Source organism: Rheinheimera riviphila (assembly GCF_004005945.1).
Taxonomy (GTDB): Bacteria; Pseudomonadota; Gammaproteobacteria; order Enterobacterales; family Alteromonadaceae; genus Pararheinheimera; species Pararheinheimera riviphila.
The window spans coordinates 137,751-150,840 of sequence record NZ_SACS01000006.1 but is presented as its reverse complement, the minus strand read 5'-3'; the positions used below and the strand labels follow the sequence as shown (position 1 = coordinate 150,840).

The 13,090-nt window shown below is 53.4% G+C and carries 7 protein-coding genes; 2 read left to right on the top strand and 5 right to left on the bottom strand.

The window, feature by feature from the left end:
• Positions 1 to 26: 26 nt before the first annotated feature.
• The 5 genes from EOE67_RS07865 to EOE67_RS07845 all read right to left on the bottom strand — a co-directional run bounded on the left by EOE67_RS07865 (position 27) and on the right by EOE67_RS07845 (position 8,438).
• Positions 27 to 1,232: an endo-1,4-beta-xylanase gene (locus EOE67_RS07865; protein ID WP_206099517.1), complete on the bottom strand. Its 1,206-nt coding sequence runs from the start codon at positions 1,230 to 1,232 to the stop codon at positions 27 to 29.
• Entirely contained in the window at positions 1,229 to 4,171 is a 2,943-nt protein-coding gene (locus EOE67_RS07860) for a glycosyl hydrolase 115 family protein (protein ID WP_127698485.1), read from the bottom strand. Before EOE67_RS07860 ends, EOE67_RS07865 begins: the two co-directional genes overlap by 4 nt.
• Positions 4,168 to 5,913 carry a glycoside hydrolase family 43 protein gene (locus EOE67_RS07855; protein WP_127698484.1) on the bottom strand — a complete coding sequence of 582 codons (1,746 nt, stop codon included), beginning with the start codon at positions 5,911 to 5,913 and terminating at the stop codon, positions 4,168 to 4,170. The genes EOE67_RS07860 and EOE67_RS07855 overlap by 4 nt, the downstream gene beginning before the upstream one ends.
• 183 nt (positions 5,914 to 6,096) lie before the next feature.
• The gene (locus EOE67_RS07850; protein WP_127698483.1) at positions 6,097 to 6,882 is read right to left on the bottom strand and encodes a LytR/AlgR family response regulator transcription factor; all 786 of its coding nucleotides are present in this window, start codon (positions 6,880 to 6,882) and stop codon (positions 6,097 to 6,099) included.
• On the bottom strand, positions 6,879 to 8,438 hold the full coding sequence (locus EOE67_RS07845) for a sensor histidine kinase (RefSeq protein ID WP_127698482.1): 1,560 nt from the start codon (positions 8,436 to 8,438) through the stop codon (positions 6,879 to 6,881). Before EOE67_RS07845 ends, EOE67_RS07850 begins: the two co-directional genes overlap by 4 nt.
• 297 nt (positions 8,439 to 8,735) lie before the next feature.
• Between EOE67_RS07845 and EOE67_RS07840 the strand changes: the two genes are divergently transcribed.
• Entirely contained in the window at positions 8,736 to 9,620 is an 885-nt protein-coding gene (locus tag EOE67_RS07840; protein ID WP_127698481.1) for an ATP-binding cassette domain-containing protein, read from the top strand.
• Positions 9,614 to 13,030: a M1 family aminopeptidase gene (locus EOE67_RS07835; protein ID WP_127698480.1), complete on the top strand. Its 3,417-nt coding sequence runs from the start codon at positions 9,614 to 9,616 to the stop codon at positions 13,028 to 13,030. The genes EOE67_RS07840 and EOE67_RS07835 overlap by 7 nt, the downstream gene beginning before the upstream one ends.
• The last annotated feature ends 60 nt before the right edge of the window (positions 13,031 to 13,090 follow it).

Below are 13,090 nucleotides of genomic sequence, written 5' to 3'. Positions count from 1 at the left end.
GTATCCTGAAGCGGTAGTTCTGCCTGTTAAGGTCGCTGCTGTGACAACGCCGCAGTCTCATGTACCAAGGGCGCATAACCCGGTTGATCCACTTTGGGTGTGGCCGCAGCTTGGGCTGAGGCCAGTTTGATCAGCGCACTCAATAGCGGTTTAGCTTGCAGCTTGCGGTCAAACAGCAGTGGGTAATCGGTGCGACCGCGCATCGGAAAATTATTACGCCAGCTTTGGCCATCATCCAAACCCCAAAACGTCACCCGCTGTAATTTTTGCTGCTGGCGTAATAACAGTGAAAACAGATCCAGATACCGTTGTTGCCAAGCTTGTTCGACGGCTTTGGGCAAGCCATTTCGGTACGGATTCAGCTGTTGCTGCAATTCCTGATGCTGACTGATATCAGCACCTGGTGTCATGCCGGGCGGAAACGGCAGCACTGAAATTTCCAATTCGGTCAGCATCACATCGAGGCCGCTGGCAGCAAAAGCGTTGATCGAGTCTTCAACTTCCTGCAATTTTGGCGAATCGAGGCCATAATGCGCTTGTTCGCCAATGGCATGAATAGGCACTTGTTGTTGCTGCAGTTGCTGGATGATCCGTAGCACGCCAGCGCGTTTTTCTGGTTTATACAGGTTGTAGTCGTTGTAATAGAGTTTGGCTTTGGGGTCGACCTGATGCACCAGCGCAAAAGTGGTGGCGATAAAGTCATCGCCGAGAATTCTCCGCCATGGTGTATCGCGCAGACTGCCATCTTCATTCAGCGCTTCATTCACCACATCCCAACCATGCACCCGACCTTGGTAACGACCGACCAGCGTCTGGATATGCTTTTTTAATCTGCCGAGTAACAGTTGCTTACTGGCCGGTTTGCCATCTGGCCCCTGAAATACCCAGTCCGGGGTTTGTTCATGCCACAGGATCGTATGGCCGACCAGCCACATCCGATGTTGTTCAGCAAAAGCAACGAGCTTATCGGCCGCTCTAAAATCAAAGTTACCTTCGGTCGGTTGGATGTTCTCCCATTTCATCAGGTTTTCAGCGGTCAGACTATTAAAGTGCTGCGCGATTAAATCTCGTTCATGGTTTTTCGATGGTTGCAGTTGCGCCAAACTGACCGCGGTACCAATATGGAAAAACGGCTGATAAGCCTGCTGTAACGAAGCGGCTGGGGTTGCCTGCGCAGCACTACCCAATAGCAAGACGAACCCGCACAGCATTGATGGCAAAGTTAATTTCATTCAGTACTCCCAATATCAGCATTCAGATAAGGACTTTGCGGCGGCCCTAAATAACTGGGCTGTAAACCGCCGGTATCGAGGATCAGTTTTTGTAGCACCAGCGCCGGATCCACCAGATAAATCCGTAGTTTGTGCGCGCCAGGTTGTTTGAAATGCAAAGGTATTTGCACTGTACGCACGCCATTCAGTACCGCCTGTTCCCAAACCTGATAGTTGTGGTCTTTCAGCGTGTCGACCAACTGCGGCGGCTCGTCATTGATCGCCACCGCAAAACGCAAACCACGGCCGGGTACCAGATCCAGCGTTGGCGAGATGATGGCATTAAGGGTAAATGTTCCGGCTTGATTGAGCAGCAACGGATATTCCAACGCCGCTGATTGTTGGATGTCGGGCGCGGTGATCCCTACTTGATAATCCAATTCGGTCATCGCCACCATCGCGGCTTCACCCCGACCAAGCCCCGGCACTTGTTGCCACCAGCGTTTGGAATTGTTCGCCAGCATTTTGCCACTGGCGGCGTCGAGCGCAATATAGCCATCGGCATCAACAAAACCACTTCCGGTACGCGCCGCTGTTTTATGCGCTGTGACGTTAATTTTAGCGCCGCCCCAGCCAGTGCCTTGCACATCCACTTCACCGACATTTTCACCGGCTTCGGCTTTGTCCCAATCAATCGACACCGCAATCGTTTGCTGCTCGCTGACACTGCCACTTTGTTGGCTTAAGGTGATCCAGGGCTTAGAGGCTGTGGCTTTAAATTCAAAAGGTGTGGTGCCTTTGTTAAATATTTCCAGCTGACGCTCACGCTGCCCCTGCGGATAAAACGGCAATAAACGAAGGTGTTTGCCCTGATATTCACTGATCGGCCAGGACAACGCTGAACCTTCCGCCATCACGCCCATATCGGCGACCGGTTGCGGTGTCGCGACGGCCACCACCGGCATTAAATTCGCATCTGGATTGCGCCAATAGGTATAACCCAGATGCGGCTGCGACATCATATGGTTCCAGCGTCCATTGCCCAATTTGTGATAAAGGTCGGTGAGTCTGGCATCTTCATCAAACCAGAATTTCACCTGCGCCGCCCAATAGTTAGTACTGGCGCGGCCTTGCTCGCCATGTAATCGGTTCATCGCCACGGCGCGGTTGTGCTCAAACATCGCCCGGCTGGCTTTCAGCGGATGTGACACCAATTGCACATATGCATCCCGTTGCTTTTCTGCCAATACCGGTTCCAGTGCATCGGACGCTTGAATGAATTCTGCCAGTTCAGCGCTGACGCGCTCTGCTTCGCCATAATGAAAAATGCTGTAGGTATCAGGTTCTACTGCTTCGGGTTTGCGGCGGCCGTTATGGTGACTGTAACCTTGCAGCAGCCGCGCAATAGTGTTGGCATGTTCAGGCTTTAGCGGCGCGCCAAACTGCTGCGCCGCCCAGTTGCTGGCAAATTGCTGCAGATTATCGGCGTTAAAGCCGGTAGGATCCCAGGCCATCCGCAGAAAAAAATCGGTTGGAAATTCCATTGGTTTTAAATCGCCGACGTTCACAATCCAGATGCGGTCGGCCTGAAATCGCCAGGCTAGATCCATTTGCTCCCAGATTTTCGCCAGTGGCACTGTGTTGATCCAGCGGTATTCCCTGGGATTGCCGACATAATCAAAATGATAATAAACCCCGGCACCACCTTGGCGGGCACGTTCGTCTTTGGTCGGTAACCTTCTGATATTGCCAAAGTTATCATCGGCCCACAGCAAGGTGACATCGTCCGGCACCCGCATGCCACGCTCGTAGAAGCCCTGCACTTCTTTATACAGCGCCCAGACTTGGGGAACATCGCTGACCGGCCGGTCGTTAAAAGTGTCTTTCAGAATTTGCCGTTGATCAGCGACAATTTGTTCCAGCAAACCGATATTTTCACCTTCGCTCATCGGTTCATCTTCCTGGCCGCGCATACCAAGGGTAAAAATGCTTTCCAGATGCTGATGGCGTTTGGCACCGTCTTGCCAAAACTTGTAGATATGGTCGCGATTGCTGGAATATTCCCACGGCCCTTTGCCGTAGCGATTCCATTCTTTGTCTGCGCGCATCATCGGTTCGTGATGGCTATTACTCATGACGATGCCCATTTCATCGGCCAACAGCATGTTTTTTGGGTCATCATCAGCAAAGGCGTTGTTCCACATCGCAGGCCATAAAAAGTTGGCTTTGAGGCGCAATAACAGCTCAAATACCTGCTGATAAAACTGATGGTTATAGCTGCCAAATTTTTCTGCCACCCAATTGCTGAGCGCCGGATGTTCGTCATTGAGGAAAATGCCACGGTATTTCACTTTCGGTGCATCAGTGATGAAGGTGTCGGCTTTGATATAGAGGCTTGGGCTTTTGGCGACCGGTACATCGGCCCACCAGTGCCAGGGCGACACGCCGATGGTTTCAGCTACATCATAAACCCCAAAAATCGCACCACGTTTATCGCTACCGGCAATCACCAGCGCTTGCTCGACACCCGGCAGCGGGTTTTGCAACAACTGAATTTGATAGGCTTCCCAGCGCCCAGCGATGGCGCTGACATCCAGTTTGCCTGTGCTGACGAGCTGGTCCAGCAGCGCACTTTTACCGAGGCTGCCGATGATTAACAGGGTGGAGCTCTTGGAATTGCTACTGAAATTGCTACCGGACTTTAACAGGCGGCCACTGACGTTCTGAATATCCTGCTGCAGGCTTTTTACCGCGCGCTGCAGACCCGGATAGTCGTTGCTGTCGATATAAATGTCCGCCTGCGCTGCGGCGCCGACCAGCGCAAAATCTTCTTTAGCCGGTGCGCCTTTGACCAGATAATCGCCCGGTAAGGCCTGCGTCTGTAGCGAGAATAGCAAAGCGGCTGATCCGCCAATCAACAACGAAGTCAGCCGAAGTTTTAACAATAAGCCTTGGATCATTCGCCGGTGCCTGGCTGGCTGGTCGGGCTCTCCTGACGGCTATACAAACCCAGCATAGTGCCGACAAAACCGGTGGCAACCTGCGTACTCAGCAACTTACCGTCCTGAACTGGCCCCAATGCTTGCCATTCCCCATTGTCGACCGCGTAATAAAAGCTGATTTGCCCGGCCTGGCCGCTGATTTTGAGTTTTACATTGGCCGCCGCTGGTAATTTTTGGTTCAGCAGTTGTTTTGGTGCGGCGCCAGCGGCTTGCTCCAGAAAGACCTGCGTTTGGTCGGCTTGTTGGCGGACCCCAAGATAATAGTGATATTGCTCATTCTGGAAGGCCACCATCCCGGCAGAAATGCCCGCAGTCGGTACCTGCAGCTGGGTGCTGCTTTCATAATGCATATGTTGCTGGCGACGCGACACAAAAGCCGGTTGCAACATGCTATCCAGACCCGCCGGTTTCGGCTGAATTTGCAACTTGTCGCCGTCGAGCTTTAACCAGCTTTGATCAAATTCCCGCAGCAAATTCCACTGAATATCCAGTTCTTTGCTGGTGAATTCATCGCGCCAGTTGAAATTGCCGGTTAGTGGTGATGGTTGTACCTTGCCAGGCGTGGTGGCCGCAACTGTTGTTGGTGCTGCCGGGCGATAAGGAATGGTTTCGCCTTGTTTTAAAATCAGCGGCCAGCCATCGACCCAGCTCACCGGCAGCAAAAAGGTCTCGCGGCCACTGTTGAAGTAGGTCTGATCATAAGTGCGCGCAGCTAAAAACACCGCCCACCAGTCGCCGTCCGGGGTTTGCACAAAATCGGCATGGCCAGCAGTGGTGACAGGGTCTGGCCGGTCAGCCGGTAAATCGCGTTGGGTCAAAATCGGGTTGACGGTGTGGGGTACAAAAGGCTCGTTCAGGCTTTTGGTGCGGAAAATCACCGCTGAATGCTGGTCAGCAGTGCCGCCTTCAGCGCAGAGTAGATAGTACCAGCCGTCCACTTTATACAGGTGCGGCGCCTCAATCCAAATCGGTTTTGCGCTGAGATCCACCCCGCCATTGACCAGCAATTTTTGTGATTGGGGCAGCACTTTTTTCGCCACCGGATCATATTCCCACAACCAAATCGCCCGGTGACCTTCGTACAAAGCCTCACCCGGTGCTTCACCGTTATGCGCGATATAAACCTTACCGTCGTCGTCAAAAAAGATATCCGGATCAATACCTTCAATCTCTGGTAACCAGATAGGGTCCGACCATGGCCCGGCTGGATCGGTGGCGGTCAGAATAAAATTACCACCACGGTCGACCACTGTGGTGATGAGGTAAAAAGTGCCCTGATGGTAACGAAGCGTCGGCGCGAAAATGCCACGGGAAACCTGTAAACCGGCGAAATCCATCTGTGTGGGCCGGGTTAAGGCGTAGCTGAGCAAAGTCCAGTTCACCAAATCGCGGCTATGCAAAATCGGTAAGCCTGGCGCGTAGGTAAAAGATGACGCCACCATATAATAGTCATCCCCACGGCGGGTAATACTTGGATCCGGATAAAACCCAGCCAGCACCGGGTTCTGGAAAGTACCGGCGGGCAATGGCGCGGCGAAAATCGGGTCCTTGCCCTGATAATCAAACCAATCAAAACTCGCGACTGGCGCAGCTTGAATGTCAGAACCAGCTGAAACCGGCGCTGCTGCTTGCAGTGCTGGCTGACAACCGCTTAATAACAAACCTAAAACCAAGGCGGCGCAATGAGATCCATGGTGCATGATTGGTGACTCCTGTTCAGAATATTGGCAAAAGCGGTCAGAAAAACCACAAGTCAGCCATTAAACGGAAAAATGCCATCCGCATCAACGGCCTGCGGTTTATGAAAATCGGGAAGGCTTGTGCGTTTTTTCAAGGCAGTGGCTATCACAGGAACTAACGGCGCACATCGACCGCGAACTTGGTTATCTTCCCGCCAAAATCGAGCGGGCGTTGTCTTTGTAAGCCTCGCCAATTTTAATTTGCAGCCGATCTGCCAGCTGCACTTTGTGGCTGTCGAGAGCAATCACCTGCTGTTTATTGACCAAAAACGACTTATGCACCTGCACAAAACCGGCGTTTTCACACTGGGAATGGATCTGTTTTAAGGTCGAATTGACCAGCGTCATCTGCCCGCTTTGCCAGACTTTGACGTAATTACCATAAGCTTCAAAACAGCTGATCCGCGCCAGTTCAAATTTACGCAGTTCGCGTTCGACTTTTAGCACAATAAAACAGGCTGCTGCTGGCTGCGGTGCTGTTGGTGTTGATGTTGATGTTGGTGCTGCGATTGGATACAAAGCTTGCGGTAACTCCGGCTGCGCACCAGCAGCAAGTAAAGTGCGCGCTAACTGGCGCCGCCGTACTTTCTCCAGCGCCTGCTGCAGTCGCCCGGCACTGATTGGTTTGAGCAAATAATCGGTCACATCCAGCGCAAATCCATCCAGCGCATATTCGGCGTAGGCACTGGTAATAATCACCTGCGGCGGGGTGGCCAGCACTTTGAGCATATCCAGGCCAGTCAACACCGGCATCTGAATATCCAACAACATCAGGTCAATCGGCTGATGCGCCAGCACCGCCAGTGCTTCGGCGGCGTTGTAACATTGCGCCACCACTTGCACATCAGGATCCGCCGCTAAATGATGCAGTAACACCTGATGTGCCAGTGGTTCGTCATCGACAATCAGCAGCTGTAGCGGTTGGTTCATCCGGCCTCCAGATTCAGTTGCAGCTCTGCCCGCCAATTCGCACCATCCGGCTGACTTTGCAGCATAAATTCAGTACCGTAATACAACTGCAACCGCCGCCGCAGATTGTCCAGCCCCAAGCAACCATCACTTGTTGCTGTCGCCGAAGCAGGCCTGCTGTTGTCACAACGAAAATACAGCTTTTGTCCCTTTACCTCAGCCGACAAGCGGATCCAGCTGGGTTCGGTCGAATTTTCAACGCCATGTTTATAGGCATTTTCGACCAGCATGATCAGCAACAAAGGAGGCAATAACAAAGGGGGCGACTGCAGCTGACTGACGTCATCCGGGAAACTGATCTCCAGCCGGGTTTTATTACTAACCCGCAGCTGCTGCAGCGCCAGATAATCCCGAAGATAGCGAAGCTCTTGCTGCAACGTCACCCGGGACTGCTGCCCCTGATACACCACGTATCGCAACAAATCCGCCAGCTGCAAAATCAGCGTGGGCGCGCTATCTGATTTCATCAGGCACAACGCATACAGGTTATTCAGCGTATTAAACAAAAAATGCGGATTAATTTGCTGCTGCAGCAACAACAATTCAGTCTGAATTTGCTGGTGCTGAATGTGCGCCAACCTACTTTCCTGCTGTTGTCTGTCAAAAGCCAGGATCAGCGGCGTGGTGAATAACCACTGAAATAACATAAAGTTAAAGTTATACCAGTCAAAAGGATTCGGCCCACCGCCCGGTAACGCCGGCACTGCCACCTGATTCATCGGCAGTTGCAGTAACAGCGCAGATAACAGCGGATAACTCAATAACATCAACGTCAGACTGACCAGCACAAATGGCAATAAACCATAGTGCGCCAAAATCCGTCGGATCAGCCAATAGCGGTTGAGCCAATAGCACAGCCACATCGTTGCGGCTAACACACTGAATTGACACAGATAACTTAGAAATAATCCGGGGTGTTGCCATAGTCGTTGCCCGTCGATCTGGATGGGGATCGGTTGCCCGGCAAAACCAGGTGGATGCGACACCAGCAATAATGACCAGGCGATGGTCCAGGTCAGCAGCAGCAAGATCAACACGGCATCCAATGACAACAACCATTGCCAACGCGAGCGAGCCCCTTGTTGCAGCTTATGCTGGTAGCTAAGCTGGTAATTCCGCTGGTAAAAAAAATGCAGCCAATACAACAGCGAGAGGCCAGCCGCCAGCAACCAATAACTAAAGCTGACCGCTGGTGCAAGATTCGTCAGCACCATCAACGTCGGATAGACCAGCATGCCGGCAACCCACAACAGCAACACCAAGCTTTTGGTCAAGCGCGATGGGCTTTGCTGCAAGTGCAACCAGCTGAGCAGGGCCTGTGCGAATAACAGCGGCAGAAATAGCCATAACAGCAACCCAGCATGTGACCAGAATAACTTGTTATCCGCCAGCTGCAGCGCCATCTGCGGTTGCAACGCCGCCCATAACCACACCAGCAGCACCGGCAATAGCGGAAACAGGGCTGCAGCTTTAAGCGTAGTTGTTAGCGTCAGTGCTTTGGGTTGCTTAATGGCCACATTGAAATACTCAGGAATAACAATCTGCTTATGCTGCCTGTGTTGTGGCGGCTTGTCATCAGAGCGCGGACAAAACCTGAGTTTGCGCTGATGAAATGGCAAAAGCTGCGACTCGTTTGACCAGGATCGGCTGTTTTGACCGCGCGATATCCATCAAATCAAACTCGCCAAGCTAGCCACCTACTTTGGTCACACCAAGTGGCAACTTGGTCATTCGTCAGTTGAGGCACATCAGGCAGCAGCTTAAGTTGGCGGATATTGCTGAATATCCCCAAACTGCCACAGGCAAGGACACCCATGCTACACATCAACCAACTGCACAAAACCTATCCGGACGGTACCGCCGCGCTGCGCGGGCTGGATCTCAATGCCAGCTGCGGCATTTTTGGGCTGCTGGGCCCCAATGGCGCCGGTAAATCCAGTTTACTGCGCACCATCGCCACTTTGCAGCAGCCTGACAGCGGCCAAATCAGCTTTAACGGCGTGGATGTGTTGCAGCAACCGCAGCAACTGCGCCGTCAACTCGGGTATTTGCCGCAGGAGTTTGGCGTGTATCCGCATTTGTCGTGCCGGGCATTGCTGGAGCATATCGCGGTACTGAAAGGCCTGACTGATCGGCGACTTCGCCAGCAACAGATCGATGAATTGCTGACGAAAACCAATTTAACCAAAGTCGCCCATAAAGCAGTGGCGAATTTTTCCGGTGGCATGCGCCAGCGATTTGGCATCGCGCAGGCGCTGCTTGGCGATCCGAAGTTGTTGATCCTGGATGAACCCAGTGCTGGCCTTGATCCGCTGGAACGGCAGCAATTACACAATTTATTAGCGCAAATTAGCCGCGACCGGCTGGTGTTGCTGTCGAGTCATATTGTCGACGATATCGAGCAGCTTTGCCGGCAGGTGGCGATCATGCTGCAGGGGCAGATTGTGCTGCAGGGCGATACCACGGCGTTAATTGCGCCTTTGCACGACCAGATCTGGAGCTACAGTGGCGAACCTGGCCGCTTGCCAGCGCAAACCCAGCTGCTGCAACGCAGTTATTTGCGTGGTGTGCCACAACTACGATGTTATGCACCAGCGTGCCCCGGGGAAGGTTTTAGCGCTGTAACTGCATCACTGCAAGATTGTTATTTTCTGACACTGGCGGCGGCCTCCGCACAGCAGGAGCAGATCGCATGTTAAGTAACTCTTTAAAAAACATCTCAGCACACAGCGACGCATTCAACAACCAGGTTGTGGGCAAACCCAGGCTGCTGCCGTTACTGCGCAACGAATGGCGATTTTATCGGGTGCAGCCCTTGTGTTGGCTGGCACTCTGTCTGGCTCTGGCATTTGCTGCTTTGGCTACCATTGGCAACGACCTGCAAACTGCACAACCGCAGAAAGAGTTGCTGTTCACCCACACCAAACTACTGATGATGTTACAAGTGCTGTTGATTGGTGCGCTGGCACCGCTGGCATTTTTACGCGACCGGCAACATGGCATGACCGAGCTCACCGGCGTCACCCCACTGACCGATTGGCAATGGTGCTGCAGCCGGGCCGGTGGTTTACTGATGGTGGTGCTGGGCGTGCAAATTTTATTGCAGTTTCTGGCCATCGCCGGTGTCTGGTTTGGCATCAATCCACAAGCCACAGCAGTTACCTTAGCAAGTTTATGCTGGATTTCGTTACAGCTATTTTTGCTGCAACAACTGCCGGCATTGCTGCTGTTGGTCGCACTGCAACTGTGGTGTAGCCGCAAGACACCCCATCCGGCGCTGTTATATTTGCTGACAGCAGTGTGCTGGCTTGGTTATGTGTTGCTGGCTGCCGCGACCGGCTCACCGGTGATGGCGAAAAGTCAGCCGGTATCGCCGTGGTTGTCGCAGTTGATGCTGTATCTCGATCCCTATGCCCTGACGCCCTGGTTGGTGCAACTGCAAAACAGTGCGTCCATCACCCCAGACGCCACCGTGCTGCTGAACCGGTTGCTGATTGTTGGCAGCAGCGCCCTGCTGTTTTGGCGGGCGTGGGCTGCCAAGCCATCACTATCAAAGCTTCAATCCACGAAATTTCAATTCAGGACAGCCACCAATTCAGCACCAGCAATTGAGGACAGCCATTCACTAGGCGGATCAAATTCAGGACAGCCACAAACTGCTGACTTCAGAACAGTCACCCCAGCAAGCTCCAACTGGCAAAGTTTTGGCAGTCTGCTGCGCTTGCAATGGCTGCAGTTATTGCGTCAACGCAGTACCGTGCTGGCGTTGCTATTACTAATCGGGCTGGTGTTCAGTGAGGTATTTACCGGCTTGGGGTATGCCGAAGCGCTGAGCCGGCTGCAGCCGGACAGTCGCGATGCGCTGAACCGGATTAACTGGGACGTCCTGCCAAGATTTGGCTTATTGCTGCTGGCATTTTGGGCCAGTCAGCTTAGCTGGCTCAACCGGCAACTGCGCTTTGACAGCCTGATCGCCGCGACGCCGGTATCGGGAGTGGTGCAACTCTGCAGTCAGCTGGCGGTGTTGTGGTTACTGACATTACTGCTGGTGGTGCTGAGTTTCAGCGCCGTGGCCATGGCGCAATTACTGTCGCACATCCCGATCCAGTTTGATGAATATCTGCAACAGGGTTTGTTTACACTCTCGCCGTTATTGCTGTGGGGCATGCTACTGCTGGCCTGTCATGCGCTACTGCGCTCACCGCTACGAGCCAATGCTGTGGTGGCTGTGCTGTTGTTGTTTGGCCTATCACCACTGCCGGACATGTTGGAGTTACAACATCCGTTGTGGCGGGTGGGTCAGACGCAACTGGCGATGCCGGATGCTCTGTGGGGTTATCAGGGATCGGTGGGCAGCACCATCGCCAGTACCATTGCCAATGATAGTGCCAGCGGTCATTTCAGCAACGGCGGTTTCTGGCCCTATCTGGTCTTTTGGGGATTATTGGCGCTGACGCTGTGGCTGTTAGCGATGCAGCATTATCACCGTGGTACCGGCACCAGCGCGCCCCGCCAGCGGCTGAGCAACCCGTTTGGACTTTTTGCAGCAGTGCTGGCAATGTTATGGCTGACCCAAGGGCTGCATATCCATCAGCAATTGCAGCAGGCAGGGGCGCTGGAAACCCCGCAGCAGCGTCAGGCCCAGCGCGCCGCTTATGAACAGCTGTATCAACAGTGGCAACACCAACCACAACCGGTGGTGAGCAAAGTGCAGCTGCAAGTCGGACTATACCCGGCAGCACAACAAGCAACCATTGCAGCGACGTTGACCCTGACCAATCCACATTCGACGCCTATCACGCAGCTGTTAGTCACGCTGCCCGGCGATATCGCAGATCAGCAAGCATTGCAGAGCATTGACCTCGATGGCGCGCAGTTAATCCCGCAACAAATACCGCAAAAAACCGAGCATCAGCAGCGCATTTATCAGTTCGACCAACCGCTGGCATCAGGCGCGACCACCCAGCTAACCGTGAATTTGCAGTTAACTCAGCATGCAATCGCCACTTCGCCGATGCATCAGGTGTTGCGGTCGGAATTTAGTTATCTGCGGTTATTACACCTGCTGCCACAGGTAGGATTTATGCCAGAACTGCGGCTTCGGGATGCTAAAACCAGGGCAGAGTTTGGCTTAGCACCTTTGCCTGAGGCAGAAACTCAACCCTCAGTCCTGGCAGCCACTGCGACTCCTGCCAGCGCACGCTACGACTGGGCGCAACTTGAGACTATCATTTCGGTGCCGCAGGGTTATCAGGGTATTGCCGCCGGAAAATTAATCCGGCAATGGCAACAGCAAAACCGGCAGTATTTTCATTACAAAACCACAGACGCTGTGCGCAATTTGCCAGCGGTGATTGCGGTGCCGTGGCAACCGCAGCAGGCCATCCAAGATGGCATTCAGTTGGAAATTTATAGCCCAACATACAATGCAGCCACCGAACTCAATATGCAGGCGATGCAACAAACACTGCACTGGTTTTCGCAGCAAGTCGGCGCTTACCCCGGTGATGCGCTGCGGTTAGTGATGATGCCGGACGTCGGCCCGACCGGCTACGCCTTGCCGCAACTAGTGCTGATTAATCATCGGGTTGGTGTGCGGGCAGTTGCCGCGGCGGACGCCGGTTTTAGTCAGGTCTACCGGCGCGCGGTGCATGAGGTAGCGCATCAGTGGTTTGGTCATGGCATTGGCAATGGCGTGCCGGGCGATGGCGCGTTTTTGGTGGAGTCACTGGCGAAATACGCTGAACTGGTGTTGATTGAGCAGCATTTTGGGATTGATGCGATGCAGGCGCTGGTTGATTTTGAGCAGCAACGGTACAGCCGCGCGCTAGCCGGCAGCAGATCCGAACAAAAAAGTCTGGTCGATGCCGACGAGTCTTATGATCAATATTCCCGCGCCACTTTGGTCTTTGCAAAATTACGGGCAACAGTCGGCGATGCAGTGATTACGGCGGCGCTCCGTCAGCTGTGGCAACAACACCGTTATCCGGCCACGCCGGCCAGCGCGATGGATTTTGTCCGTGCGTTACAGGCACATAGCCCGCAAAGCGCACAGCCGCTGATCCACAGCTTGCTACTGACCAAGGACAGCAGCATGTTAGTTGATTGAACGTTTTAAATGACTCAGTGGCGTACTACCGCTGCCGCGGTGAGTACGCCCTACCAATTT

Bases quoted from the DNA above. Each gene is read 5' to 3' on its own strand.
- EOE67_RS07860 (WP_127698485.1), bottom strand. From the start codon at position 4,171: ATGATCCAAGGCTTATTGTTAAAACTTCGGCTGACTTCGTTGTTGATT.
- EOE67_RS07865 (WP_206099517.1), bottom strand. From the start codon at position 1,232: ATGAAATTAACTTTGCCATCAATGCTGTGCGGGTTCGTCTTGCTATTG.
- EOE67_RS07855 (WP_127698484.1), bottom strand. From the start codon at position 5,913: ATGCACCATGGATCTCATTGCGCCGCCTTGGTTTTAGGTTTGTTATTA.
- EOE67_RS07840 (WP_127698481.1), top strand. From the start codon at position 8,736: ATGCTACACATCAACCAACTGCACAAAACCTATCCGGACGGTACCGCC.
- EOE67_RS07835 (WP_127698480.1), top strand. From the start codon at position 9,614: ATGTTAAGTAACTCTTTAAAAAACATCTCAGCACACAGCGACGCATTC.
- EOE67_RS07850 (WP_127698483.1), bottom strand. From the start codon at position 6,882: ATGAACCAACCGCTACAGCTGCTGATTGTCGATGACGAACCACTGGCA.